22 protein-coding genes, 1 tRNA gene and 4 pseudogenes are annotated in these 24,406 nt (G+C 67.8%); 15 read left to right on the forward strand and 12 right to left on the reverse strand.

The genetic code is table 11. The annotated features are described in order from the left end of the window. Positions 1-927 (reverse strand): annotated as a pseudogene (locus tag ACTWQF_RS36080) (ABC transporter); the annotation flags it as partial. Between the two features lie 82 nt (positions 928-1,009). Between ACTWQF_RS36080 and ACTWQF_RS36085 the strand changes: the two are divergent. Beyond that, the gene (locus ACTWQF_RS36085) at positions 1,010-2,464 is read left to right on the forward strand and encodes a lipase maturation factor family protein (protein ID WP_443284002.1); all 1,455 of its coding nucleotides are present in this window, start codon (positions 1,010-1,012) and stop codon (positions 2,462-2,464) included. On the opposite strand, the gene ACTWQF_RS36090 is transcribed toward ACTWQF_RS36085, so the two are convergent. The 3 genes from ACTWQF_RS36090 to ACTWQF_RS36100 form a co-directional block, all read right to left on the reverse strand. After that, positions 2,432-3,529: a glycosyltransferase family 2 protein gene (locus ACTWQF_RS36090; protein ID WP_443284003.1), complete on the reverse strand. Its 1,098-nt coding sequence runs from the start codon at positions 3,527-3,529 to the stop codon at positions 2,432-2,434. The two genes, ACTWQF_RS36085 and ACTWQF_RS36090, sit on opposite strands and share 33 nt — an antisense overlap. Continuing rightward, positions 3,514-3,675, reverse strand: a complete 162-nt coding sequence (locus ACTWQF_RS36095) for a hypothetical protein (protein ID WP_443284004.1) — start codon at positions 3,673-3,675, stop codon at positions 3,514-3,516. The genes ACTWQF_RS36090 and ACTWQF_RS36095 overlap by 16 nt, the downstream gene beginning before the upstream one ends. Before the next feature lie 354 nt (positions 3,676-4,029). Further along, on the reverse strand, positions 4,030-5,424 hold the full coding sequence (locus ACTWQF_RS36100) for an NAD(P)/FAD-dependent oxidoreductase (protein ID WP_443284005.1): 1,395 nt from the start codon (positions 5,422-5,424) through the stop codon (positions 4,030-4,032). 248 nt (positions 5,425-5,672) lie between these two features. Between ACTWQF_RS36100 and ACTWQF_RS36105 the strand changes: the two genes are divergently transcribed. Then, positions 5,673-5,746, forward strand: a tRNA-Pro gene (locus ACTWQF_RS36105). 50 nt (positions 5,747-5,796) lie between these two features. Here the strand turns inward: ACTWQF_RS36105 and ACTWQF_RS36110 are convergent. Then, positions 5,797-6,588, reverse strand: a pseudogene (locus tag ACTWQF_RS36110) (LacI family DNA-binding transcriptional regulator); the annotation flags it as partial. Here ACTWQF_RS36110 and ACTWQF_RS36115 point away from each other — a divergent pair. Continuing rightward, the gene (locus tag ACTWQF_RS36115; protein WP_443284006.1) at positions 6,584-6,874 is read left to right on the forward strand and encodes a hypothetical protein; all 291 of its coding nucleotides are present in this window, start codon (positions 6,584-6,586) and stop codon (positions 6,872-6,874) included. The pseudogene ACTWQF_RS36110 and the gene ACTWQF_RS36115 overlap by 5 nt on opposite strands. A gap of 1,342 nt (positions 6,875-8,216) precedes the next feature. On the opposite strand, the gene ACTWQF_RS36120 is transcribed toward ACTWQF_RS36115, so the two are convergent. Further along, positions 8,217-8,918, reverse strand: a complete 702-nt coding sequence (locus ACTWQF_RS36120; RefSeq protein ID WP_443284007.1) for an alpha-ketoglutarate-dependent dioxygenase AlkB — start codon at positions 8,916-8,918, stop codon at positions 8,217-8,219. A gap of 58 nt (positions 8,919-8,976) precedes the next feature. On the opposite strand from ACTWQF_RS36120, the pseudogene ACTWQF_RS36125 reads away from it, so the two are divergent. Continuing rightward, positions 8,977-9,162 (forward strand): annotated as a pseudogene (locus ACTWQF_RS36125) (IS630 family transposase); the annotation flags it as partial. 680 nt (positions 9,163-9,842) lie between these two features. Here ACTWQF_RS36125 and ACTWQF_RS36130 read toward each other — a convergent pair. Beyond that, complete coding sequence (locus ACTWQF_RS36130; protein WP_443284008.1) at positions 9,843-10,421, reverse strand: hypothetical protein; 579 nt, start codon at positions 10,419-10,421, stop codon at positions 9,843-9,845. A gap of 559 nt (positions 10,422-10,980) precedes the next feature. Here ACTWQF_RS36130 and ACTWQF_RS36135 point away from each other — a divergent pair. The 3 genes from ACTWQF_RS36135 (at position 10,981) to ACTWQF_RS36145 (ending at position 14,091) form a co-directional block, all read left to right on the forward strand. Next, entirely contained in the window at positions 10,981-12,504 is a 1,524-nt protein-coding gene (locus ACTWQF_RS36135; RefSeq protein ID WP_443284009.1) for a leucine-rich repeat domain-containing protein, read from the forward strand. Positions 12,505-13,056: 552 nt separating this feature from the next. Continuing rightward, positions 13,057-13,593, forward strand: a complete 537-nt coding sequence (locus tag ACTWQF_RS36140) for a GNAT family N-acetyltransferase (RefSeq protein WP_443284019.1) — start codon at positions 13,057-13,059, stop codon at positions 13,591-13,593. 327 nt (positions 13,594-13,920) lie between these two features. Next, a complete protein-coding gene (locus ACTWQF_RS36145; protein WP_443284010.1) occupies positions 13,921-14,091 on the forward strand; it encodes a hypothetical protein in 171 nt (56 codons plus the stop codon). Positions 14,092-14,507: 416 nt separating this feature from the next. Here ACTWQF_RS36145 and ACTWQF_RS36150 read toward each other — a convergent pair whose 3' ends face one another. Further along, complete coding sequence (locus tag ACTWQF_RS36150) at positions 14,508-14,873, reverse strand: peptidase inhibitor family I36 protein (RefSeq protein ID WP_443284011.1); 366 nt, start codon at positions 14,871-14,873, stop codon at positions 14,508-14,510. Between the two features lie 395 nt (positions 14,874-15,268). Between ACTWQF_RS36150 and ACTWQF_RS36155 the strand changes: the two are divergent. Next, positions 15,269-15,759 (forward strand): annotated as a pseudogene (locus tag ACTWQF_RS36155) (IS701 family transposase); the annotation flags it as partial. Positions 15,760-16,334: 575 nt separating this feature from the next. On the opposite strand, the gene ACTWQF_RS36160 reads toward ACTWQF_RS36155, so the two are convergent. Further along, a complete protein-coding gene (locus ACTWQF_RS36160) occupies positions 16,335-16,841 on the reverse strand; it encodes a MarR family winged helix-turn-helix transcriptional regulator (protein ID WP_443284012.1) in 507 nt (168 codons plus the stop codon). Between the two features lie 94 nt (positions 16,842-16,935). On the opposite strand from ACTWQF_RS36160, the gene ACTWQF_RS36165 reads away from it, so the two are divergent. Further along, entirely contained in the window at positions 16,936-17,388 is a 453-nt protein-coding gene (locus ACTWQF_RS36165) for an SgcJ/EcaC family oxidoreductase (protein WP_443284013.1), read from the forward strand. Positions 17,389-17,392: 4 nt separating this feature from the next. Here the strand turns inward: ACTWQF_RS36165 and ACTWQF_RS36170 are convergent, their stop codons facing one another. After that, positions 17,393-17,620: a hypothetical protein gene (locus ACTWQF_RS36170; RefSeq protein ID WP_443284022.1), complete on the reverse strand. Its 228-nt coding sequence runs from the start codon at positions 17,618-17,620 to the stop codon at positions 17,393-17,395. Here ACTWQF_RS36170 and ACTWQF_RS36175 point away from each other — a divergent pair. The 4 genes from ACTWQF_RS36175 (at position 17,528) to ACTWQF_RS36190 (ending at position 21,829) form a co-directional block, all read left to right on the forward strand. Then, the gene (locus ACTWQF_RS36175) at positions 17,528-18,166 is read left to right on the forward strand and encodes an SDR family NAD(P)-dependent oxidoreductase (protein ID WP_443284020.1); all 639 of its coding nucleotides are present in this window, start codon (positions 17,528-17,530) and stop codon (positions 18,164-18,166) included. The two genes, ACTWQF_RS36170 and ACTWQF_RS36175, sit on opposite strands and share 93 nt — an antisense overlap. A gap of 663 nt (positions 18,167-18,829) precedes the next feature. Beyond that, complete coding sequence (locus tag ACTWQF_RS36180) at positions 18,830-19,864, forward strand: zinc-binding dehydrogenase (protein WP_443284014.1); 1,035 nt, start codon at positions 18,830-18,832, stop codon at positions 19,862-19,864. Positions 19,865-19,905: 41 nt separating this feature from the next. Beyond that, positions 19,906-20,628, forward strand: a complete 723-nt coding sequence (locus ACTWQF_RS36185) for an HAD-IA family hydrolase (RefSeq protein WP_443284015.1) — start codon at positions 19,906-19,908, stop codon at positions 20,626-20,628. Position 20,629: 1 nt separating this feature from the next. Then, entirely contained in the window at positions 20,630-21,829 is a 1,200-nt protein-coding gene (locus ACTWQF_RS36190; RefSeq protein WP_443284021.1) for a flavin monoamine oxidase family protein, read from the forward strand. A gap of 165 nt (positions 21,830-21,994) precedes the next feature. Here ACTWQF_RS36190 and ACTWQF_RS36195 read toward each other — a convergent pair whose 3' ends face one another. Next, the gene (locus ACTWQF_RS36195) at positions 21,995-22,279 is read right to left on the reverse strand and encodes a hypothetical protein (RefSeq protein ID WP_443284023.1); all 285 of its coding nucleotides are present in this window, start codon (positions 22,277-22,279) and stop codon (positions 21,995-21,997) included. Next, on the reverse strand, positions 22,200-22,616 hold the full coding sequence (locus ACTWQF_RS36200) for a class I SAM-dependent methyltransferase (protein WP_443284016.1): 417 nt from the start codon (positions 22,614-22,616) through the stop codon (positions 22,200-22,202). The genes ACTWQF_RS36195 and ACTWQF_RS36200 overlap by 80 nt, the downstream gene beginning before the upstream one ends. A 607-nt stretch (positions 22,617-23,223) precedes the next feature. On the opposite strand from ACTWQF_RS36200, the gene ACTWQF_RS36205 reads away from it, so the two are divergent. Further along, the gene (locus ACTWQF_RS36205) at positions 23,224-23,586 is read left to right on the forward strand and encodes an SH3 domain-containing protein (RefSeq protein WP_443284017.1); all 363 of its coding nucleotides are present in this window, start codon (positions 23,224-23,226) and stop codon (positions 23,584-23,586) included. A 52-nt stretch (positions 23,587-23,638) separates the two neighbouring features. Next, positions 23,639-24,118, forward strand: coding sequence for a DUF5956 family protein (locus tag ACTWQF_RS36210; protein ID WP_443284018.1), 480 nt, complete (start codon positions 23,639-23,641; stop codon positions 24,116-24,118). Positions 24,119-24,406 lie beyond the last annotated feature (288 nt).

Raw genomic sequence — 24,406 nt, forward strand, 5'->3', positions numbered from 1 at the left:
CCCACGAAGCACCTCCGCGAGCCGTTCCAGCGGCAGCGCCGCCAGCTCGGCGATGTCCCGGCCGGCGAACGTCACTGCCAGGGCCTCCGGGCGCAGCCGCCGCCCGCCGCACACGGGACAGTCCGCGCTGACCAGGAACCGCCGCACCCGCTGCCGCAACGTCGCACTCTTCGTCTCCGCGAAGGTGTGGAGTACATACCGCTTCGCGCTCTGGTAGGTGCCCTGGTAGGGCCGCTGGATACGGCCTGCCTCACGCACCGGGTGAACGGTGACGACCGGCTGCTCGTCGGTGAAGAGCAGCCACTCCCGCTGGTCGGTCGGCAGCTCACGCCACGGGCGGTCGATGTCGTAGCCGAGCGCCGCCGTGACATCCCGCAGGTTCTTGCCCAGCCACGCCCCCGGCCAGGCGGCGATGGCCCCCTCGCGGATGGTGAGCGACGGGTCCGGTACCAGCGATTCCTCGGTGACCCGGTGCACGATGCCGAGCCCGTGGCACTCCGGGCAGGCACCCGCCGCCGTGTTGGGCGAGAAGGCGTCCGAATCCAGCCGCTCGGCGCCCTGCGGATAGCGTCCTGCCCGCGAGAAGAGCATCCGCAACGAGTTCGACACGGTGGTGACCGTGCCGACGGACGAGCGTCCTGTCGGGGTCGAACGCCGCTGCTCCAGCGCCACTGCCGGCGGCAGACCGGTGACCTCCTCGACCCGCGGCGCTCCGACCTGGTGAATCAGTCGCCTCGCATAGGGCGCCACCGACTCGAAGTAGCGTCGCTGCGCTTCCGCGTAGAGCGTGCCGAACGCGAGCGAAGACTTGCCCGAGCCGGACACGCCGGTGAAGACGACCAGCGCGTCCCGCGGAATGTCCACGTCCACGCCGCGCAGGTTGTGCTCGCGGGCGCCCCGCACTCGTACGTAACCGTCGTCGCTCATCCGTCCATGATCGGCTACTCGCCCGACGCTTCGCCTCAGCGGCCCCGGCAAGGGGCGTGAGGGAGGCGCGCGGGTGGTACTCATGGCCGCCATGGAGTGGTTCACGCCGTGGTTCTCGGCCCCCGGGTACGAGCTGAGCCGACTGGTTCTCCAGCGCGCCCTGGCCGCTCTCTACCTCGTCGCTTTCCTTTCCGCCGCGATGCAGTTCCGGGCGCTGCTCGGCGAGCGCGGGCTGGTGCCGGCCGCCGTGTTTGTGCGGCGGGTGCCGTTCCGGGCCTCTCCCGGCCTCTTCCATTGGCGGTGCGACGACCGCATCACCGGGGTGTGCGCCTGGGTGGGGGTCGTGCTGGCCGCCGCCGTGGTGGTGGGGGCCGCGGATGCCGTGCCCCTGTGGGCGTCGATGGTGATGTGGGCACTGCTGTGGTTCCTCTATCTCTCGTTCGTGAACGTCGGGCAGATCTTCTACAGCTTCGGCTGGGAGTCGCTGCTGCTGGAGGCGGGCTTCCTTGCGATCTTTCTGGGTAACGCGGAGACGGCACCGCCTGTGCTGACCCTGTGGCTGATGCGCTGGCTGCTCTTCCGGTTGGAGTTCGGCGCGGGGCTGATCAAGTGGCGCGGCGACGAGTGCTGGCGCAAGCTGACCTGCCTGTACTACCACCACGAGACCCAGCCGATGCCGGGACCGCTGAGCTGGTATTTCCACCACCTCCCCAAGCCCCTGCACCGGGTGGAGGTGGCCGCCAACCATGTGGCCCAGCTGATCGTGCCCTTCGGGCTGTTCTGTCCGCAGCCTGTTGCCACGGTCGCGGCGGGATTGATCATCATCACGCAGCTGTGGCTCGTTCTGTCGGGCAACTTCTCCTGGCTCAACTGGGTGACGATCATTCTCGCCTTCGCCGCAGTCGACACCTCTCCCCTTACGGGCACCCCCTCTTTCGATCCGACTCCCCTGTGGTTCGCCGTCGTGGTCTGCGCGGCAACGGCGCTGATCGCCGTGCTCAGCTACTGGCCCGCACGTAATCTGCTCAGCCGGACCCAGCAGATGAACCGGTCCTTCAACCCTCTCCATCTGGTGAACACCTATGGGGCGTTCGGCAGTGTGACCCGCGTCCGGCAGGAGATCGTGCTGGAGGGCACGGACGAGGAGCAGGTCACGCCGGACACGGTGTGGCGCGAGTACGAGTTCAAGGGAAAGCCGGGGAACGTGCGCCGTTTGCCGCGCCAGTTCGCGCCGTATCACCTGCGTCTCGACTGGCAGATGTGGTTCGCCGCGCTGTCCCCCGCCTACGCCCGGGGCTGGTTCGAGCCGTTCGTCTCCCGTCTGCTCGAGAATGATCCGGCAACACTGCGGCTGCTGCACACCAACCCGTTTCCGGAACAGCCTCCTACGCACGTGCGGGCGTTGTTGTATCGCTACCGCTTCACGACGCGGGAGGAGCGGCGGGAGACGGGCGCGTGGTGGCACCGCACCCTGGTCCGTGAGTTCCTGCCGCCCGTCGAGCTGTCAGGGCAGCACGGTGGCAGGCGTCCCTGGTGACACAGGAGTGGGGCCGCGGCCCTTCTCGTAGACAGTCAGTCCGCGGGAGAGGCGCAGTGGGACCAGTACGAGTTCGACGAGTACGGCTTTCCACGCGTACCAGAGGTTGACGACCTTGGTCGGGTATACACAGGGCAGATCCGTCATCACCTTCGTCAGCCTCAGTCCCCGCTTGCGCGCCGCGTAGAGCAATGGCGGGATGGTGCACAGGAGTTCCGTTCCGACCCACCAGGCGAGCGTCTCCGGCACCGGCATCCCGAAGCCGACTGTCAGGATCACTGGCGTGCACCACCACAGGGGTGCCAGGAGGATTTCGACGAGTGCCAGCAGCACCCATACGGCCAGTATCGGTTTGCGCCAGATCAGCTCTCCAGCGTGTACGCGGAGGTTCTGGCAGAAGCCCGCCATCCAGCGCCAGACCTGTTTGCGCAGGTAGAGCAGTGATTCCGGGTCGGCAGCCCAGGCGACGGCGGCGCTGACGTAGCAGGCCCGGCGCCCGGCGATCTGCTGGCTCCAGGTGTAGTCCATGTCCTCGACGATGGTGCGCTCCGGGAAGCCCCCGGCGGCCGTCAGCTCTCGGCGACGGAATACCGAGCAGCAACCGGAGCAGACCATCGGACTGTTGGCCCGTTCCTGGATGGGGCGGTGCCAGTGGAAGCCGTGCAGGTACTCCACCGAGCGGCCCCGTTCCCACACGGTGCGGGCGAACCGCGTCTGCACATTGCCTGCCGCGATCACGACGGAGGGGTCGTCGAACACGGGCAGGATGCGTTCGATGTAGTCCGGCGCCAGGACGGTGTCGGCGTCCACGGCCAGGACCAGGTCGCCGCGGCAGTGCAACAGGGCGTGATTCTGCGCCTTGGCCTTGCTGCCGAGGTTGGCCGCTGGGCGCAGCACCTCCACTCCGTAGGCTCGGGCCACTTCGCCGGTGCGGTCTTCGGAGGCGTCGTCCACGACGATCACCTGCTCAGGTGGCACGGTTTGGGCGAGTACGGACTCCAGTGTTGCGGGGAGTCCTGTTTCTTCGTTGTGGGCGGGGACGATCACCGTCACACGGCCGTGCATGCGGCACCCCTCCCCTGCTCTGCGTTCCTGCTGGTCCGCCTCGCCCGGCCCCGAACCCGGTCGAACGCGCCCTTGGCCAGGGCTGCGGCGCCGACGGCTCCGTAGACGAGCATGCTCAGACCGATGAGTGGCAGTCCCCCGTGCATACGTTGCTTCCTCTCGTGCTCTCTCGTGCTCTCCTGCGCAGGTGCTCGTGCTGTGCGCGATGCGCTGCGTGCGTGTGTACGACGTGGCACGACGCGGCGCCGGGTTGAGCGCCGCGGGCGTGATGCCGTCGCCCTGCACAGCGCGAGCCGATCAGCGTCAGCTCGGCTTCGGCTGTCCGGACTCGCTACGAGAAAGCTAGCTCTGAATGCTCGCTCCGTGGTCGGCGTCTTACTTTCCGTGGATAACCGGCCAGTTGTGCACAACTCCGTCACCCGGGCGGGTGACGCGTAGCCACGGAGCAGACGAGGGGTGCAACGGGGAGGACGGGTCGGAACAACGTACGGGTCCGTGGCTCAAGGGGCCGGCACCCGCGCGACCTCGGGCGATGACGACTCCAGCGGCACGGACCAGGACCTCACCAGTCCCAGCTGCGCCGCCTGCCTCGGCAGCACCGCGTCCAGCGCCCAGTCCGCCAGCACGCGGATCCGGTTCCCCGGCATGGCGGCGAGGTGGTAGCCACGTGTCACCAGGTTGGCGAGCGGCCCGGAGAGCGGAACACGCAGCGGGTTCGCCGCGGCCTTGACCCCACCGAGGTCGACCATGAAGCCGAGGTCGTGGTGTTTGTAGGGGCGCGACGCTCCGTAGCCGAACGAGGCGGCGAGATTACGGCCCGCGATCTTCCCCTGCCGTACCGCGTGCTGGGCCGTCATCGGCGTGATCTCCCCAGGCCGGGTCAGATCGGGCACTGCGGCTGCATCACCGCAGGCCATGACCTCCGGCCTGCCGGGCACTCGCAGATACTCGTCGACAACGATGCGGCCCTGCTGGGTCTCCAGCCCGAGGTCCTTGACGAGGGGGTCGGGCCGGACGCCCACGCACCAGATCAGCGAACGGGTGGAAACGAACTCCCCGCTGTCCAGCAGCACACCCTCGCTCGTCGCCTCCTTCACCGAGGTTCCGGTCCGCACGTCGACGCCCCGCTTGGTCAGCACCTTGTAGGCCGTGTCCGAGAGGCGTTCGTCCAGCTCAGGCAGCACACGAGGGGCAATGTCGAGCAGCATCCAACGAGTCCGCTGCCCTTCCCCATGCTGGACGCCGGCTGTCCCCTTCTCCTCCTCGTCCTGCTGGTCCTGCTGGTCATCTCGGCTGCTGTGCTGGTGACCGCTGTGCTGTCGGCTGTGCTGCCGGGCGAGGGATTCGGCGAACATCTGGCCGTGCGCCGCCACCTCCGTGCCCGTGTAGCCCGCTCCGACGACCACGAAGGTACGGCGGGCTGCGGCTTCCTCCGGATCCTCGGAAGCCGCGGCCAAGGCGATCTGCCGGTTGACGTGATCGCGCAGGTAGAGGGCTTCCGGCATGCCCCGGAAGCCGTGCGCGTGCTCAGCGACTCCGGGGATCGGCAGCAGCTTGTTGACGCTGCCGACGGTCAGCAACAGCCGGTCGTAGTCGAGCTCTCCGGAGCGCCCCTCGGGATCGACGTACTGCAGCCGACGCTGATCGAAGTCGATGCTGTCGACCTCGCCGAGAACAAGCCGTACGCGGGGCAGCGTGCCCGCCAGCGAGACGGACACCCGCCGCGGCTCCAGGACCCCGGAGGCCACCTCGGGCAGCAGGGGCAGGTAGAGGAAGTAGTCGTTGGGGTTGACCAGCACGATCTCCGCGGCATCACGGAGCGTGCGCGAGAGGGTACGCGCCGCCTGGTATCCGGCGAATCCAGCTCCGACGATCACTATGCGGGACCGGCTCACGACCGAGACCTCCTCCCAGAAGCGAGGCCGAAGCCACCTGCGGCCCCGGCCGTCTGTCGCAGAACAGCCGGAGTTCCCGCCCGCCACCCCACCAAACCCAAGGCCATCCACCGCCCGGCCGACTGTCTTCCGGGGTGTCCGCCGCACGGCCGTTTCAGATGGGGAGGGGGCGCGCGAGCACCCCCTGAAGTGCTGTATTGTTCTTTGTGCGCGAGCGGCGAGGGGAAAGCCCCGAGCCGGACGAGCACCGGGACGTGGCGCAGTTTGGTAGCGCACTTGACTGGGGGTCAAGGGGTCGTGGGTTCAAATCCCGCCGTCCCGACCGGGAAAAGAGCAGGTGAGGGCGGGTCTTCCGAGACGGGAGACCCGCCCTCACTGCCGTTCGGCCGCCGTTGGGGAGAAACCTGGGAGAAGATCTTGGAATCTTCGCCCGTGACGCCCCTGGCCGCGGGCCCGCAGGAGCCGGTCGAGCACCGCGACAGGTGACCCTGGGGACGGTGCTCGACGCCGCCCCAGCGCCTCCTCCCACAGCCGAGTAAGACCGCGCATGAGGCGCAACCGCATCTCGTCGGTGACGTGGGAGTAGTGGGCGGAGATGGAGCCGTCGGCGTGCCCCATGCGTTCGTCCTTGAGCGCCTTCTCCCTCCCCAGCCCATCCATGGCGGTTTTGAGTGAGTGCCGCAGGCCATGCGGTGTGAGGCCCGGTTTGATGGGCGCCCAGCACGCGTCGGCCCTCCCCGCGGCGTTCCTGCCGCGTACCGGCACGCCTGGCCGGGGCTCCCCCAGCAGCGACACCGACCGTGCCTCCTGCGGCGCTTTCTTCGAGTACCAGCCCGTCACGGCGGGCTGGAAGACCCAGGTGGCCCAACCGTTCCGGCGCCAGTGCGGAGCAGCTGGCGGTAGCGCGTGGTTCGGGATGAACCCCAGTTCGCTCACCGCAGCCTCAACACGCTGACGCGTCTCCACGGCCACCCGCTCAGGACGATTGAGGACGTTGGAGACAGTGCCGGTGGACACGCCCGCGCGGCGGGCGACGTCCACGAGCTTCGCGCCGGGCCGGTGCGTCCGTGCGGTCCCCAGGCCGCGGAAGACATACCGCCTGCCGTGACAGTGGCACGGCTGGGGCTGGGTGCGCCGAATGTGATCCGTGATCAGCTCGGTGAGCCCCACCGCCACCTTTGACAAGGGCACGCTCACCTACCTGACCCGGCGCAAGGCCGACCACACCGCTGCCGACGGGGCCTGGCTGTACGAGTTCGGCGTGATCGGCCACGGCCCAGATGCCGAACCGCTTGCCGAGCGCGTCGCTGAGGCCGTCCGCACGTGGGACTCCGACTTCCGCAACCGCGCCGTCATCTTCGAGATCCAGCCGCTCGACGCCCCCGCCCCGCATCAGAAGCCGGGCCAGTCCGCCTTCGACAACCCCCTGAACCGCGTCGTCATCGAGTGACAGTGAAATGGACGTCGGCCAGGTTGCGCGGCGGTTCCCTCTGGTCGCCTGCCCGCGTCCCGCCTGCCCGCCCCTTGCCCAGCGGGTACGGGAGGTAGGCGAGTTGGCGCGCTCCGCCGAGCGCGACGTGAAGCTGAACCTGACAGCGGTCGCATTGAACAAGGCGGCTCTGATCGCCGGCGACTACGGCATGCCCGGCCTGGCTCGCTCCCTGTGCTGGGAGTCACGCCGAGGTCTACCTGTGCGCTCAGCCCTTGAGCGCACAGGAGCCCCGGTATGCCCAGGAACCGGTGGTGAACATCGCCCGACTGCTCATCCGCGGCCGTGATGGCGGATGGCGGATGGCGCCTACCGCATATTGGCGGAACTCACGCAGGCCGCCAAGGCAGGCGGGGAGGTGGAAATCGACGGCCGAGCCATACGGTTCTCGCAGCTGACGGCTTCCCGGGAAGAGCGGCGTCAGCTCCATTAGTGGCTGTGGACGATCCTGCTCGGGGACGGGATCCGCGCCTTGGTCGCAGCCGGCGAATGGGAACCAGGCACGAACCGATGCTCGCCAAAACCAAGGCATCGGCAGCCGGCTCCTCGACGGCCGCCAGGTCGAGGTCCTGGCCCGATGCTTCGGTGGAGACCCCGAAGACGCTCGCGCCTTCCTGGAAGAAAGCGTTCCGACTGAACCATGGGAACGGTCCGTTGCGTCGTGTCTGGCCACCCTCTGCGACCACTCGCTGGAGGCAGCGCCTATGCCACGACCGCAATCATGGTGAAGGACTACCTCCGGCTGGGCCCCACAGCCACCGAGCTAACCGCCTTCCGCCCCAGGGATATCCGCAGCGCGGCTTGCTGCGGGGGTAGTTCGTGTTGCGCTTGTGCTGCCGCCCCGCCCCGGGCCCCACGCCGGGCCCATCCGGGCCCGGGCGCGCAGGGCGTTGCGGCGGCCCGACTGCCGGTCCGGTCACGGGCCATGGACGCTCCGTCTCGGTGCCCTCTTCAACCCCGTCCCCCGAATAGGCGTCGTCGACGGGGCGCGCGGGGGACGACGCCCGAGCGCTCCGCTGTCATCGAGGGCCTCCCTGCAGGCCTCCGGTTGCGGGACGGAATGCGCAGAAAACCGTGGGGCGCAACCGCGCCTCGGCCAAGGCACGGCGTGCGCCCGGAGCGCAGCGCCGCCCGCTTCGTCCGGGCCCAGGCGTACGGGTACCGGGACACCGACGGCGAGAACCCACGGTCCGCCTTGGAGTCCACCGGAACCCGCGCAACTTTCGCGTTTACGAAAGGCGAGAACGTCCTCATGGGTGATGAGTGAAGCGGCACACCCGGCGGCGGGCGTCGCGGGTGATTCTCATCTGGAAGAAGGAGGGGTGCGGGATGAGCTGTCCGTCGTGGAGTCCGGCGAGGAGTGCGAGGTTGTGCTCGGTGGGGGGTGCAGGACCGTGCGGAACGTCACCGAGACGCGACGTCCACGGGGGACACGACCTGCTGCACCGGGGTCGCTTTTACGTGAGGCGATGGCATGACGCCAGATGTATCGGGCCGGACCAGTCATGACCAGCAGGCTGCCTGGTGCAAGCGGCACGGCCAGCTTCGTGCCGTCATCGGGGTTGGTGAAGTCCATGACACAGCTCGACCCCAGCGAGATCGCCGCGATCACTGGGCCGAAACACGGCAGGCAGTCGACGTGGGCGCTGATCCCCTGTCCTGGCTGGTACTCGTTGACGATCACCTGTTCCGCCTTACGGTCCATCAACCCCTCATCCACCAGCCGGGCAGCCATCTCCCGGGCCCACACCGGAAGCGGCGGGGCGGATTCCTGCGAGCCGGCAGCCACACTGCGGCGACCGTAGTCGTACCGATGGCCGTAATGCTGCACACGCCGCTTCAGTTGCGCCGACCACGGTGCGGAATCGATCCCCTCAAGCAAGGCCGCACCGGCATCGGGAGTGAGCCAGTCGGCGATGTAGTGCAGTCCAGGCACCGCAGTAGACGGTTCTGACCGAGGCAAAGCATCGGTGTCGAAAGAGAGTTGGCCAGAGGTCTCGGACATACCAGCACAGTAACCAGACCTGGAGTGGGCCTCCCAGGGGCTGCACGAGACTGTGCGGATGGCAGAACGAGTCCGGGCCAGAGCAGTCGATGACGATGAAGGCAGGCGATTGCTGCGGATCGTCCGCAGGGGCACGGGGTCGGTGGTGACCTGGCGGCGGGCCCACCTGGTGCTGCTGCCCGCGCAGGCCATGCCGGTGGCGAAGATCGCCGAGGTGACCTTCAGCAGCGCGGACCGGGTCCGCTGACCCGCGGCCTGCTGGCCGCAGCATTGAGCGTGTCCCTGCTGACTGGCGCTGCCCCGGCCGTGGCCAAGCCGCGAGAGAGCGTGTGAATCTGTCAGTCGAGCAGGCGATCAACGCACTACCGGTCACTGGCGAATTAGCGGGGCGGCTACAAGCGTCCGCGTTCAAGCACTGGGTGGACGCGAACCGGGACGGCTGCTGGACGGTCGTGCCGCGGGCGCGCTCCGGCTCCTCCTCGGCCAGCACCTCACCCGCATCGTCACCCTCACCGACAGCGACCTGACCATTGAGGAACGAGGCACCGTACTCCGTCTCGACGCACCCCCATCAGCCTTCCCGAGCCGTTCGCCGCCTTTCACCCGACTCGGCAAGCAGCCCCCGGCGGAAGGCCGGCCAGCCAACTCACCCCGGCGTTGGCTCTTCCCCTGGTGCCCGGCCCGGTGCCCACCGTTCTCCGGCCGGCATCGGCCGGGCGCTTGCGCAGCACGGCATTCTGATCCGCCCCTCCGCGCTACCGCGCTTGCGCAGGCCGCCCAGGACCTGACACCGGCTGTATTGGCGCCGCTGCTGGGCCTGCATGTCATCACTGCCGAACGTGGCGCTGCCGCGCCTCCACCGACTGGACCGCCTACCTGCAAGCACGCCAGCGACCACTGACCTGCACGGCCGAGCGGACTGCACTACCGAGGTCGGCAAGGCTCGGCGGACGTCGGTTTCCGTCGCTGTCCCTCAGGGGTGAAAGTGAAGGTCTGGCGGAATGGGCCATCGCCGTAGCGTACGGCGAGAAGGAGCGGTTGCTCATGCTCCGGCGGCCACGATTCGACGCCTGGCGCACTGCCGTTCCACAGGTGGAAGATCACCATCGGCTGTGTCGGATCTTCGCTGAGATATCCCAGGGTCTTGCTGTACAGAGGGTTGTTCCCTCCGAATAGCACACAAGAGGCACCGAACTCCGCAGTTACGTCCGCCCACGTGCGGTCCTCGCCCGCCCACTGACGTACACGGTCCTTCAGCGCTTCATACGCGTCGTCCGTGAGAACCCGGTCCGGTTTGAGCCATCCGCGTCGCTGCGCGAACTCCGCGTACACCGAAGCCATGCCGTACTCGTAGGGGCGCCCCGGGATGAGGTCTCGGAAGGCGCCGGTCACGCCTAGGGCAGACCAGGCCCCGCGATCTTCCCAAGCTTGCTGTTGCTGAGCGAACGCCCCGGGCTGACGTTCGACAAACAGCAGGTGATCAAGCAAGATCCGAAGAGCCATCTCACCTACATCCCAGGCCGACGGAGCGCCAGGTTCAGCTGGTCAACAAGGTCGCCGCGTATCTCTCCAGAGGGTGCAAGCAAGCTGGGAGGGATCACCTCCACAGTCTCCCTCATCGCGGGCACACTGAGGATCCGGAAGACCGCAGTTCGGAATGACGCTCCCCGCAAGCTGGCACCTCACAGTGGGGGCGCGAAGAGCGTGATAGGTACGCCAAGGACTTGGACTGGTCACGTTCGCTGGTGGCTGCGACAGCGCGCTCGAACCGGCAGAAGGCTGATCAGGACCCATCTACGTGGTGGGTGCCGGCCGACTCGGCAAGCTGCCAGTACCTGACCGACTGGGTCGGGGTGAAAACGCGCTGGGGGGCCTCGCGGTCGACCAGGCCGAACTGGCCGCTCTGCGCGAACGCGCAGTGCAGTGCCCGCACTCGGTGGTGGACGCACCCTCGATGGCTGAAAACGCCTCACGGCCACACGCTGCGATTTCCCAAGGCAGGTGAAGAGCCGGTGCAGCAGCTCGTGGGGGATTGTCAGCGCCGCTGGCTACAGTTCCAGGAATGACCAGCAGTAGCTACGAGGCTTCCCTACTCGCCCCCTACGACGCCTTGTTGGGAGGTGAGAAGCCGCCCTCCGCTGCGCGTGCCCGGCGTGCCTTCCGTGACCTCGCCGCCGTCCAGGGCCCTGAGACGCAGGAGGCGTACGAACTGGCCGCTCGGTTCACCGAGTTTGCACCGCAGGAGTCGGAGAAGCTGCTGAAGCCGTGGCGTGACGCGGCCGACCGCGACGCCTTCGCGCGGCTGCTCGTCGCGCCAGCCTTCGCGCGCGAGGGCCGCACCGAGTTCGATCTCGGCAGGAAGCTCTCCCTGGACTGCGGCGTCCGGCACCTGACGTCGCTGCGCACGCTGCGCGTGTTCCAGCGCAAGGATCTGACCGAGATCGGCGCAGTCGCCGCGCTCACCGGCCTCGTGGAGCTGGACCTGGAAGGCTCCAAGAACCTCAGCGACATCGGCCCGCTCACCGCACTGACCGGGCTGCGCACCCTCAACCTGCACAACAGTGCTGTCAATGACTTGACGCCGCTCGCCGGGATGACGGGCCTCTCCACCCTGGTGCTGAGCGGCTGCCGGGAACTCACCGACCTCGGACCGCTCGCCGCGCTCACCGGCCTGGAGAAGCTGGTCCTCGACAACTGCCCGGGCGTGAGCGACCTCGGACCGCTCAAGGCGCTGCCGAACCTGCGCTCCCTCAGCGTCAGCAGGACGTCCGTCCGTGACTTCGCGGTGCTGGCCAGCCTGACCGGGCTCACCGAGCTGGACGCCTCGGAGTGCGCGGAACTGGAGTCCCTTGAGGGCCTTGCGCACATGCCGCGCCTGACCACGCTGAACCTGGCCGACTGCACTCGGCTGACCTCGCTGCACGGCCTCGGCCACCACCCCGCACTCCGCAGGATCAACCTCTACGGCTGCACCGGTCTGCTCGACGTCAGCGCCGTCTCCGGCGCCACAGGGCTGACGTTCTTCGCACTGCGCGGGTCCGCACAGCTCACCTCGATCGACGGCATCGAGGGCCTGCCGGAGATCGAACGCGTCTACCTCAGGGACTGCCCCGGACTTCGGGATCTGAGTGTGCTGGGCACCCTGCCGAGGTTGGAGGTGCTGAACCTCATCAACCTCCCTCAGCTCAGGGACGCCTCGCCGATCCCGCGCTGCGAAGCACTGATCAAGCTCAGCATCGACGAGTGCCCTCAGCTGACCACCCTTGAAGGACTGCCGCCGCTGCCCGCGCTGGACTACCTCTCCGCGAGCGAGTGCCCCAAGCTGCGGACTCTCGGCACCGGTCACGAACTCCCCTCCCTGGAGAGCCTTTTCGCGCTCTACGCGTATTCCCTAGCGGGCCTCGGCAGCGTCGCGGAGCTGCCGAAGCTGGAGATGCTCATAGCAAGCGACCACTCCCCCGACCTCGACCCGGCGGGCCTGCGCGGCCGGGCCCCGTTCCAAACCATCCGGCTCAACGAGGAGTGGATGACCCGCTGGAGCGCCGAGGTCGACCGGGCGCTCAGGGGACGCCAGGACACCTCCTGAGCGACCCCGCATGCCCGGGCGTCCACGCGTCCGGGCGACGAACGGCCACTGGACGAGTAGTTCCGATTGTCATGGCGAGGGTATGAGTGAAGCCAGCGCGGTGGGCTGCACCCCGCTGGCGCCGCCGCCCGCATCTCTTCCACCAGTGCGTAGAGCCGAGGAGTGCGGTTCATGGGGCCGACGCTACCGTCACGCGCTGGCCAGGAAGCTCTACTGATCCCGGGGCAGGAAGTGTTCTCGCCGCCTGCGCGGATGGTCCGACCTGGGAGGCCAGGTTCCCGTTCTCTCCTGCGTTCTCTCCGCCTGCGCGTCGGTGGTCCGCAGCCCCGCACCCAGAACCTCAACCGGCTCTATGTCGGCGTACATGTGCACCGCTCGGTAAGCTCAAAGTGCACCTGCTCTCCTGGGCCTTCATGTGGCCGGGGGCGCCGGGAGCCCCGGGCTCCCCTCGGCGCGGGCCAGGAGTCGCCGACAAGGGCGCCACAGGGTGCCGTTAAGGGGCGGTGGACGCGGTGCGGGAACATTGCCTGTGTGAGTCTTGCCCAGCTTGTGATGCCGACCGCCGCTCCGTCATTCGGGAGCGTACGCCTCCGGGCATTTCGGGCACGCGATGTGGAAATGCTCATGGACCTGTCGACCGATGCATACGTGCCCAAGACCGGCTCGCTGCCTGGCAACGCCAGCCGCCAGGAGGCTCTCGCATACATCGAGCGGCAGATCAGCCATCTCCGCACCGGGACTGGCTACTCCTTCTGCGTGGCGGACAAGGACACCGATGAGGCGCTCGGCACGGTCGGCCTGTACCTCGCCCCCATCGCCGCAGGCCGGGCTACAGCGGGATACTCCGTCCCCCCTCGCGCCCGGGGTCGCAAGGTCGCGGGTCACGCGCTCACCGCGCTGACACGGTTTGCCTGGTCCATACCGGAGCTCTATCGCATCGAGCTCTACATAGAGCCATGGAATACGGCTTCCGTGCGCACGGCTGAATACGCAGGGTTTGAGCGCGAGGGGCTGCTTCGAAGCCATCAGGAGATCGGCGGCAAGCGCGTGGACATGCTCGTGTATGCCGAGATCAGACCGACAACGTGAGGGAATGGCAAGTTGGCCCGGAGGCCAAGGACCTACTGGACAGGCAGGCACAGCGACGCCGTCTCCCGACGCTTTGGCGTACAGCGTGCCGTGCACGTTCCCGCGTACCGAGCCGTGCACGGTGAAACGAACGCTGACACTCGTGTCCTGTCCGCCTGCCCGGAAGTGGTCCGCCCGGCTCGACAACGTGGAGCGGCACATCGGGGTTCTCCGCCTGTGCGGAGGTAGTCCGTCGGTGTCACGGACTCAAGGACCCGGACGTGCGTGCTCTCCGCCTGCGCGGAGCTGGTCCGTGCGTGAGGTCGCGCAGAAACTCGGTGCGCATTGTTGCAGCGCGATGCTGACGGCTTCGTCCCACACAGCTACGAGCAGCTCGCGGCCTCCTACCGTTGCGTCGGCGATGACGCCGACGCCCGCACCGTGCAACTCGCCAAGCAGCGTCAATGCCGGGCCACTCTGCCCTGGTACGCCAAGCATGCGGGTATCTACAGGACGTGACCGTGGGTTACGGCTTCCGTCCCACCTGTTCCGGTGGCTGGCTCCCGGCCCTGCTCCTTCTGGGCTCAGTCGCGTATGGAATGCACCATCCACCCCCGGTCGAGCACGGCGAAGGTCCAGAGTTCAATGCTCCCATCTAACCCTGGACCTCCTGCTGCCCAGGGCGAACCCTGCCTGATGCGGCACTAGTTATTCATTTCCTTAGCCCGTTCATGCGTTGTTCCGGGGTGGTTAGGGTCGGTCTGGCGGTGCTTGCTCTGCCGGGTCGGGCCTCCGCAAAGCTACGGCGGAGGCCCCCCGACCGAAGAACTTGCACAGGCTTGCACACGTGAAACGTGCGACACCGTGCGGTGTCACACGTTTCACGGAGTACCCGAGCTATGGGCGAGCGGTTCCGGTTTCGAGAGGAGGGAGCGTCACTGTCCGCTGACAGAGCTCACCGGTGCGATGCCTGCCTGGTTGATCGGCCCCGTGTACGCCGGGGCGGACCCCAGGTTGTCTCCGGTGTAGTTGTAGCCATCCCAAAGCTTCATCCACTTGCCGGAGCGGTTCCAGAACGAGCCGACATGGTTGTCCATGCCCTGCTGGCGCAGGTCCGGTGAGCCGAACTGGAATATGGCGATGCTGCCCTGGCCGTTGTTCTCCGAGAACGTGCACATCGACCCATGCGGGCAACGGTCCCAGCCTGTGGCGGCCTGTGCCGAGGGCGCCATGGCCGTCAGGCCGGCCGTAGCCAGAATGCCGGCCGCAACGGCGCCGGTCAGCCGCTTGGCGAAACGCATGTAGTGAACCCCGATTCTTCACAGGACCAGGGGCGAGGCGTTTCCGCCACCTCTGCAGCACATCAGCCGGACAGGCATGGTCTGTGCGACTGTCCACGGCCACTGCGATCCACGGTGGCAGGAGCGGAACCCCCGATCCATCCAACAGGTCTGCTCGCAGGACCGTTTGCCAGGTCGTTCCCCGCGGCCCGCGTGCCGGGCATAACCCTGCCGGTTGACCACTCAACACGTCAAGACGATCCGTACCGTCTCGACACACCGATCGATGCTGCGTCTCCGGCGCACGTGCTGCTGAAGCGGATTCCTCGCCCCCGTCGCTGAGCGAGGTGGGTCTGAGCCGGTCCTGACCGCCTGGCTCAGCGACCAGCTTGGGACCACCAAACCGCGGCGAACTGTCCTGCGGCGACGGGGCGAAGGGCCCGCGCGTCTACGACTGGGCAGCAGCGAAGCTGCCCGCCAACCTCGTCTTCGACCCGGAGCCGCCCACCCGCCACCGCTGGGCGCAGGGCCGCCGCAGCCTCTCCGACCCCGACGAAGTCGCCTACTACCTCGCTCACGCACCGGTGGACGCGCACGTCGCGTACGGGCCCGGATCGCCGGCTCCCGCTGGGCGATTGAGGAGTGTTTCCAGGCCGCGACGAACGAGTGCGGCCTGGACGCATACGAGGTCCGCCGCTAACACCGGCTGGTACCGGCACGTCACCCTGGCCATGCTCGCCCACGCTTTCCTGCCCGTCCTCGCAGCCCAGGCCCAGGACACCGCAAAAGGGGGCCGCAGAAACGACACCACGAGCCTGTCCCCTCACCGTGGCAGAAATCCGGCGCCTGCTGGACACTCTCCTTCCACACCCACGCCCCCACCAGGACAAACGACTCCACGCCCTGAACCGGTCCCGTCGGCGCAGACACCACCAAGCCACCGCTCAGCGCTGCCACCACCGGAGAAGAACCAGCTCAGAACACGAACTCTCGCTGAAGTACTGAGCGGGGCCCTCGGCGCATGGCGCCTCATCCTGCAACGCGGCTCAACCCGCCGGCCGAGTACATCTGAGGCCGCGACGTCGCCGGGGCAGAGCTCTGGGCCCAACCCGATGGGAGCTTCGGGCCGGTGCGGTAGGTGGCAGAGGCCGACGAAGTCGGCTCCTCGTACAGACGCCGGTAGATGCCGTTGCGCCGCTTGATGAGGAGGGCCGCCAAGCCGACGGCGAGGAGGGAGCCGGTCAGGACTGCGGCCCCATCTGACGTGCGCCCACCACGAGTTCGGGTTGCCCGGCCGGAACTCGATGTCCTCGGGCAACTGAACGCCCATGGGCGGATCCATGTGAGCCATCAGGCGACTTGCGAGAGATCAACCGGTCGAGCGGCCGGCCAGTCCGCTCGCGTCGATGAGCACGTGGTGCTTGGAGCCTGGCCGCCCCGGTCAGCCGACGCCTTCGGGCTCTCGCAGATTCTCGCAACTGCTCATTTCTGCGACGGCGCCGCTTTCCGGGTCTGACCTCGTCGGCCGCCGGACGCGTTTGCCCGGATCTCTTCGGTAGCCGCGCGGAAGGCAGGTGCGGCGCGGGCGAAGTAGTCGAAGAGGAGTGCGCGCTGCTCGGGGGTGTAGTGGGCGAGGACTTCGGCCAGGTGGCGGCGGGCGGGGCCGACGACGTCCTCGATGCGCCCCAGAGCGTCGGGGACCGGTTCGACGATCACGCGCCTGCGGTCCTCGGGGTCGGCTGCCCGGCGGGCGAAGCCGGCCCTTTCAAGGCGGTCGATCAGGCGGGTGGTGGCGCCGGTGGTGAGCCCGGTGCGGGCGGCGAGCTCTCCTGAGGAGAGGGCGCCGTGGAAAGCGATGAGGCTCAGTGCGTACCACTCCGAGGTGTGCAGACCTGCGGCTTCCGCGCTGGCCAGGCCCTGCAGGCCCACTGCGTCCAGGTACTGACGGAAGATCACGTGCTCACTCTCCCTGCCTTCTGTGTTTGCCATCGCCGGAATCACCTCCTACATTTAGCTGCATGGACGCAACTACTTCTCATGTGCAGTATCTGTCTGATTCTAACGAGTAGGGATGTGATCCGCCATGCAGGGTCAGCAGCAGGAGATCGCCGCGGTGAAGGCGGTGCTGGACGGCCTGGTCGCCGCCTGGGGGCGCAACGACGCGGAGGCATACGGCGCGCTGTTCACCGAGGACGGCAGTTATATCAGCTTCGTGGGCACCGTTTACCGGGGGCGGCGCGACATCGTGGAGAGTCATCGCGCGCTGTTCGCGAAATTCCTCAAGGGCACGAAGCTCGCCGACGAGGTCCTTGACGTCCGCTTCTACGGACCGGATGTGGCCGTCGTCAACGGCCGGGGCGACACCTACAAGGGCAAGCGGCCGCACAAGCTCAGCAAGGTCCAGACGTACACGCTGGTCCGGGACACCGACGGCCAGTGGCGCGTCGCCGCCTTCCAGAACACCCAGCGCAAGCCGGTCATGGAGAAGATCTCGTTCATCTTCTCTCCCGACACCATCCCCCAGGGGCGGAAGTGAGCCCTCACGCCGGGCCGGGGGCGCGGCGGGCGCTGGTCACCGGCGCAAGTGCCGGTATCGGCCACGCCTTCGCCCGCCGGCTGGCCAGGCTGGCTATTGCGTCACGGCCATCGCCCGCAACGAGACCCGTCTGCGAAACCTGGTCGGCGAACTCGGCCCCGCCCACCGCTTCCTGGTAGCCGATCTCACGACCGAACAGTGCCTGCGGCGGGTCGTGGACGACCTGTCCCACCGGCCCGTCAACCTGCTGGTGAACAACGCCGGCACCGCCCACCACAGCCCCTTCACGCGCACCCCGCCCGAGGACGCCGCCACCACCATCCGGCTCAACTGCGAGGCCATGACCCTCCTCGCGCACGCCTTCCTCGCCCACGCAGGGCCAGGCGACGCGCTCATCAACGTTTCCTCCACCCTCGCCTTCGCCCCGACTGCGGACCTCGCGGTCTACAGCGCCAGCAAGGCATTCGCCACCGCGCTGTCCGAGGCGCTGTGGTACGAGCACAAGGACTGCGGCATCTACGTGATGGGCTTGTGCCCCGGCCCGACCGCCACCGAATCGGCTACCGACACCCACCACGGCCTCCCCAGGGCCCTCATCCAGACGCCCGAAGAGCTGGTGGCCCACGCGATGAAAGCCCTCACCCGGCGCAAGCACCCCACAGTCGTACCCGGCCCCGCCAACACCCTCTTCGCTCTGGTCGCGCGCGTCTTGCCGCGCAGCATCGCTTCCTCACTGAACGGCAAAGGCTCCGCTTTGACGACATCAGCCCACCGGTGAGGCGCCGCCGCAACCAGGTCAGGCAGCCTGGCCGAAGCCATCGGGGATTTCTTCATGCCCCGTGAGGGAGGCCGCCCATGACCACCAAGGTTTTGACGACCACCCCTTGGACAGCGGTTTCGACCTCGACACAACAGCCGACCGCAACGTGATCGAAGTCCGGATCTTCGGCATGGCGTGCGGCGCGCACCACGCCGGCCCCGACATCGAGCGGCCAGCGCCAGTTGCAGGGAGACGCCGAGGCACAGCAGGGGCATGAGTTTGCCCTTCGTTGCAGTCCGGTGGCGACACGACGATCAGCGTCCGTCCTGTCGCCACACCCAACTCCCGCACCGCCCTGTTTCATCCCACCAGCACGCCGCAGGAGCTCGTAAGCACGCTCCCTGCATCCCCAGGAAGGGGGGCGATGCTCCACAGATGATCGAGAAGGCTGCGAGCCGAGCTGTTTGACGTCGGCGGCATCGTCGGCGGCGGTCCAGGCGACTCCCCCAGCGGGGATGCCGTCCCGGCGGATGAGCCGCGACGCAGGCTCGAGCAGTTGGCGGCCGGCTTTCTGTCGTGGGGGCGACAGCGGACCCAGAGGTATACCCACCGGTGAGTTGACTTCACGACCGTGGGCTGATCTCCTGGGGTATACAGATCGGTATACCGAAGGAGATGACGATGAAGGCTGTACTACTGACGCGCTACGGCGGACCGGAGGCGTTGGAGTTCCGGACGGACGTCCCGGATCCGGTCCCGGGTCCCGGTGAGGTGCGGGTACGGGTACGGGCGGCGTCGCTGAACAACACCGACATCTGGACCCGCGAGGGCGCCTACGGCTCGTCGGACGACCCGGACGCGCAGACCGGGTGGCGCCGGTCGTCGTTCAGTTTCCCGCGCATTCAGGGCGCCGACGTGGCTGGGGAGATCGACCAGGTCGGGGCCGGGGTGTCGGAGGCACGGGTAGGCGAGCGGGTGTTGGTCGACCCGATGATCTACGACGGTGGCGAGCGCGCGTTGGTCACCACCGACTATCTCGGCAGCGAGCGCGACGGCGGATTCGCCGAGCTGGTGGCCGTGCCGGAGCAGAACGTCCATGCGGTCGGCGGTTCGCTGTCGTTCGCGGAGCTGGCGACGCTGCCGACCGCGGCTACCACGGCCATGCGAATGCTCGGGCGCGCAGGACTACGGACGGGCGAGACGGTGCTGGTGACCGGCGCCTCCGGCGGGGTCGGGTCGTCGCTTGTGCAGATCGCAAAGGCCCGCGGGGCCCGGGTAGTGGCGGTCGCCGGCACCGCGAAACACGCGGCGATCCGGGCGATCGGCGCGGACGAGGTCGTCGCCAGGGACGCCGAACTCCCCTCGGCGCTGGCCGCGGTCGGGATCGAGGAGGTCGACGTCGTCGCCGACGTGGTGGCGGGCCCGTCCTACGGTGGCCTGCTGCAGGTCCTCGCTCCCTTGGGCCGCTATGTCGTCGCGGGTGCTATCGCCGGGCCATTGGTCGAGACCGACCTGCGGACGGTCTACCTGCGTCAGCTCACCCTGTTCGGGTCGTCGTTCGGGACACACGACGACTTCGCCGCGGTCGTCGACTTGGTCGATCGGGGTGCATTCCGTCCGTTGGTAGCCGCCCGGTACCCGTTGGCCGACCTCGCGACCGCACAGCAGCACTTCGAGTCCAAGGACTTCGTCGGCAAACTGGTGGTGGAGCCGTGAGTCGGCGCGGAACCGACAGGAGAACTCTGCGCGGATTCCGGGTGCTTACCTTCGACGTCGTCGGGACATTGATCGACTTCGAGGCCGGCATCGTGGAGTGCGTGCGCCGGGTGGCAGGACCGGGCGGCTCAAGGCTGAGCGGCGAGGAGGTTCTCGAGGCATTCGGCGTCGCAGAGGACGAGCAGCAACAGCGCACGCCGGAGCTGCCCTTCACGCAAATGCTGGACCCGATCTCGACGCGACTGGCGGCCCGCCTCGACTTGCCGGCCCTGGACGGCTGCGGAAGCCCGAGCCCTTTGCGCCTGTCCATCTCGGCATGGCCGGCCTTCCCTGACGCTCCGGAGGCGTTGGCTGCGCTGCATCGTCGGTTCCGCCTGGTCGCTGTGACCAATGCGGACAATGCCGCGACGCGGGCGATGAGCCGCACGCTCGGCGATCCTTTCCACGATTCGGTCACCGCGGAGGATGTCGGGGTGAACAAGCCTGATCCGCAGGTGTTCGCCTACTGCCTTGGCCGGCAGAGTGCGCGCGAGATCGGCCGATCCGATGTGCTGCACGTGGCGCAGAGCCAGTACCACGACATCGGAGTAGCGCGCCGGCTTGGCTATGCGACGTGCTGGATCGAGCGGCGCCTGGGTCGTGACGGTTTCGGTGCCACGCCCGCCCCACGCTCAGTTGCCGTGCCCGATTACCACTTCGGCACGCTGGCCGAGCTCAGCGCCGCGGTGGAAGAGGCCCCGGCCGCGAGCGGGATCGGTGACTGACATGCAGGTCACGGTGGTAGGAGCCGGCCTGGCAGGGCTCGCGGCGGCCCGAGCCCTCGAGGCGGCGGGGCACACGGTGCTGGTCGTTGAGGCCCGAGATCGGGTGGGTGGGCGAGTCTGGTCGCAGCAACTGGACGGCGGAGTGTGGTTCGAGCGCGGTGCGGAGTTCATCGAGGACGGCCAGACTGCCGTGCAACGGCTGGCCGGTGAGCTCGGCATCCGGTTGCTGCCGACCGGGATGAGCTACTCCGACCGCGAACCGCGGGACTCCGCCGGCACGGTCGCCCGCAGCGATGTCCTGGCAGGCGTCGAGGCCCTCCGGACCTCGGCCAGGACGGGGACCGTTGCCGAAGCGCTGGAGCGGATCGCTCTCCCGGGCCGGGTGCGGCGCGCCATCGCGGCTCGGCTGCGGGTGTCGTTCGCCCAAGATCCTGCACGGCTTGGTGTGGAAGTCCTGGGCCACGACGCGGCGTCGTTCTCGGGCCGGGAAGCGTACCGATGCGAGGGGGGAAATCAGCAGCTGGCGCTGCGTGCCGCGGCCGAGCTCAGCGGGAAGATTCTGCTGCGCCACGCCGTCGAGTCGATTGCCTGGTCCGGCGACGGAGTGTCGGTGCGTTGGCGCGGTGGAGAAGCTGCCTCAGATGCGTGTGTGGTGACCACTCCGGCGACGGTGTGGCGGCGCATCGACTTCGAACCGGACTTGCCGGCGTGGAAGGCCGATCTGCTGGACCGGATCGAGTACAGCCACGCCGCCAAGATCGCGGCACCGCTGGGGTCTCGCCCCGATCCGAGCGGGGTGCTGTCGGTCGATCACGCTTTCTGGACGTGGACCGCTACCCGCGGCGGGCACCTGGCCGAATCGGCAGTGCACGCTTTCGCCGGTTCGTCCGACGCGTTGCGCGGTCTGGAGGTGGCCGACGGGCCCAGCCGATGGCTGACCGCGTTGCGAATTCTGCGGCCTGAGCTGGAAGTCGACCACCGCAGCGCCGTTCTGAGCACCTGGGACGATGATCCATGGGCGCTCGGCGCCTATTCCACGGGATCGCCGGGTGATTCGGCCGACGCCGCGGCAGTACGGGCCCCGGTGGGGCCGATCCATTTTGCGGGCGAGCACACGGCAGGCGACTGGTTCGCTCTCATGGAAGGCGCGATCCGTAGCGGGCAACGGGCTGCGGACGACATTCAGAGCGGGACTGAATGATGACGATCGCGGATCGCGGAGCAGACATTGGCTCTTCGGGCTCCGGTATGACGTCCCCCGGTCGACTCCGGCGGCTGGTCAAGAACGCAAGAAGTGCTCCTCATCCCGCAACGGTAAGACTTTCTGGAGGCCTTGTACGTTGTCGTCGAAGGAGCACTGCTCGGGTCAATCAGCGATTGCGTCCTGCCCGCGTGTCCGTGCGTGGGCGATACGGGACAGGTCGAGCGGTGCCAGCGTGTCCTGACGGTCCCACATGGCGGCGTCAAGCTTCTCGTGCTGGCAGACGTGCTCAACGAGCTCGAAGCCACAGCCGGACAGCAGGGCGGTCAGGCCGTCCGGGGTCAAGAAGGTCTGCCATGGCTCGCCGTGTTCAGCGGCGAAGGACGCGACAGCGTCGACGTATTGCTGCACGGCGGCGTCGCGCAGTTCTTTGGGGAGCATGTAATCCATGACGAGCTGTGTGCCGGGGGCGAAGGTCCCTATCGTGCCGAGAGCGTCGGGCGATGGCGTCGGCGGTGAGATACATGCTCACGCCCAGCCAGGTGACCACCGATGGCTGACTGGGGTCGAAGCCGCAGGCGCGGAGACCGCTGGTGAGGGTCTCGCGCTCGAAGTCCAGTGGTACGTATGTGAGGTTGTCGGGGACCGGGACGTCCGCGGCGGCCAAGCGGTCCCTCTTGTCCTGCTGGGTGGTGGGGTGGTCGACTTCGAAGACGCGGACAAGACTGGCAAGGTCGGAACGGTGGGCGAAGGTGTTGTTGGGGGTGCGGCGGCGTTTGTGGGCCATGTGCGGGCCGAGACCGCTCGTTGAACGCACTCCGCGCACGCGGTGAAGCAGCGAACGAGAAGAGGTGCCGAACTCGATGCGGCGTCCCTCTTTGCGTTCGGGCTGTCTCGGCGGTGTCTCGCGGTAGCCCGACGCTGATCAGGGCGTGTACCCCGGTATGCCGGTCGGCCATTACTCTGCCGACGCGGCCGACTCGAGGCTCGGTCCACTCAGCGCGAGCTGGCCCTGCGTTCCGGGTGGCGTTGCGGCGCAAGGCGGTTGTACGGGCGCCCTTGCCTGGTAGACGTCGGCGTAATGCTAGGCGGGTGGTGCTTTCGTCGGGAATCGCAGCACGATAAGAATTGGTTGGCCGTTCCGGGGGTGGGTCCGGTGTCCGCCTCGATGTCGGAATTCGATGGCGGGAGCCTCTCAGCGGTTGTGGTCCTCGGGGCGCTTCACTACGACAGCCTGGGCGTCCTCGACCTCGTGCCTGGCGTAGAGGAACTGCTCCTGTAGCTGAACAGAGGAAACCTCTCCCTGCTCTACTCACAGGTGCCGGTGCGGCTTCCCCTCGTCATAGTGGAACGCTCGTTGGCCGACTCCGATGGTCGGCCAGAAAGGGGGCGTCATGACCGCAATAACGCGCTGTGGACTGACACTGGCGGCCGTCGCCGCGCTCGTCGCACCGCTGGTCCTGACGGGATCTGCCTCGGCAGCCGCGCCGTCGGAAATCTCCTGCGCCGGACCGCACCCGGACGACCACGACTCAAGCGTCTCGGGCAGGGCGCTCAGCGGCAGCTCCATCTATGCGGGAATCAGCATCAACTGCCCTGTTCTCGGGAAGGCCGCCCCGACTGACCAACTGGACTACCGCTGTAGCGAGTTCAACGGGTACAACTGGTATACGTATTTGCGGGACGAGAACACAGGGGTCGAGGGGTGGGTCCGCAGAAACACGCTCACCGATTTCGGGAGCAACGTAGCCTGTTAGTGTCCTTCGCCCTCGGTGAGCGGTCTCGGTTGGACGGTGGTGAGGACGACGCATGACAATCTCCTGGGCGGAGTTTCCTGTTGCTGAGGAGCCTTCGGAGAGGAAAGGCGACGTCTACCGATGGCGAGACGGCCGGCAATACATCGAGCTCACCGAGAACGGCTGGGGTGCGCTTCTGGCGTGGTGTGCCGGCCCCGCTCACGTGGTCCGTTGCCCCGATCATACGGAGAAGCCGCCGGTCGTCACCACCGTGACTGGCCCAGGTGGCACTGTGACGCGGTCCGAGAGTCCGCGAACGGCCGCTGACCAGGCTGAAATCGATGACGAGATCGACGGATACCTTGCGGACGCCGACGTACCGCCCCAGCCGCGCGGGTGGCGCTGGTTTCTCGCCCTGCCGTCGCAGTGCGCGAACGCGCGGGACTTCCACGGTCTCGTCGGAAGCGCCTTCGCGGGGCTTCCCAAAGACATGCGGCCACGGGAGATTCGGGACGTTCTCTCACGCCTTTCGCACGAGGTACTCGGTCGCTGAGAGGTCGTTTTCTCCGGTGTTTCATCCCGGATTCCGTGGTTGGTGGATGATGAGCTGTCCTGCGGTGGGGATCGCACTCTCGCATCCGCTGGTTCACCGAGAGCGCGATCCCACCGCCTCCTGGCCGAGTAGGCCTCGCCTGACTACGCCGTTGCTCAGATGTCGATGCGGGAGCGGTCCAGCGTGGCGGCGGAGGAGCTGATGAATTCTCTGCGCGGGGCCACTTCGCTGCCCATCAGCAGGTCGAATGCCTGCTCGGCCGCCTCCAGGTCGCTGATGTTGATGCGG

The sequence above is a fragment of the Streptomyces sp. 8N114 genome, assembly GCF_052245835.1.
In the GTDB taxonomy this organism is placed as follows: domain Bacteria; phylum Actinomycetota; class Actinomycetes; order Streptomycetales; family Streptomycetaceae; genus Streptomyces.

Excerpts from the sequence above, each read along its gene's own strand:
- ACTWQF_RS36085 (WP_443284002.1), top strand. The coding sequence starts at position 1,010 with ATGGCCGCCATGGAGTGGTTCACGCCGTGGTTCTCGGCCCCCGGGTAC.
- ACTWQF_RS36090 (WP_443284003.1), bottom strand. The coding sequence starts at position 3,529 with ATGCACGGCCGTGTGACGGTGATCGTCCCCGCCCACAACGAAGAAACA.
- ACTWQF_RS36095 (WP_443284004.1), bottom strand. The coding sequence starts at position 3,675 with ATGCACGGGGGACTGCCACTCATCGGTCTGAGCATGCTCGTCTACGGA.
- ACTWQF_RS36120 (WP_443284007.1), bottom strand. The coding sequence starts at position 8,918 with ATGTCCGAGACCTCTGGCCAACTCTCTTTCGACACCGATGCTTTGCCT.
- ACTWQF_RS36130 (WP_443284008.1), bottom strand. The coding sequence starts at position 10,421 with ATGGCTCTTCGGATCTTGCTTGATCACCTGCTGTTTGTCGAACGTCAG.
- ACTWQF_RS36135 (WP_443284009.1), top strand. The coding sequence starts at position 10,981 with ATGACCAGCAGTAGCTACGAGGCTTCCCTACTCGCCCCCTACGACGCC.
- ACTWQF_RS36140 (WP_443284019.1), top strand. The coding sequence starts at position 13,057 with ATGCCGACCGCCGCTCCGTCATTCGGGAGCGTACGCCTCCGGGCATTT.
- ACTWQF_RS36150 (WP_443284011.1), bottom strand. The coding sequence starts at position 14,873 with ATGCGTTTCGCCAAGCGGCTGACCGGCGCCGTTGCGGCCGGCATTCTG.
- ACTWQF_RS36160 (WP_443284012.1), bottom strand. The coding sequence starts at position 16,841 with ATGGCAAACACAGAAGGCAGGGAGAGTGAGCACGTGATCTTCCGTCAG.
- ACTWQF_RS36165 (WP_443284013.1), top strand. The coding sequence starts at position 16,936 with ATGCAGGGTCAGCAGCAGGAGATCGCCGCGGTGAAGGCGGTGCTGGAC.
- ACTWQF_RS36180 (WP_443284014.1), top strand. The coding sequence starts at position 18,830 with ATGAAGGCTGTACTACTGACGCGCTACGGCGGACCGGAGGCGTTGGAG.
- ACTWQF_RS36190 (WP_443284021.1), top strand. The coding sequence starts at position 20,630 with ATGCAGGTCACGGTGGTAGGAGCCGGCCTGGCAGGGCTCGCGGCGGCC.
- ACTWQF_RS36195 (WP_443284023.1), bottom strand. The coding sequence starts at position 22,279 with ATGGATTACATGCTCCCCAAAGAACTGCGCGACGCCGCCGTGCAGCAA.
- ACTWQF_RS36200 (WP_443284016.1), bottom strand. The coding sequence starts at position 22,616 with ATGGCCCACAAACGCCGCCGCACCCCCAACAACACCTTCGCCCACCGT.
- ACTWQF_RS36205 (WP_443284017.1), top strand. The coding sequence starts at position 23,224 with ATGACCGCAATAACGCGCTGTGGACTGACACTGGCGGCCGTCGCCGCG.
- ACTWQF_RS36210 (WP_443284018.1), top strand. The coding sequence starts at position 23,639 with ATGACAATCTCCTGGGCGGAGTTTCCTGTTGCTGAGGAGCCTTCGGAG.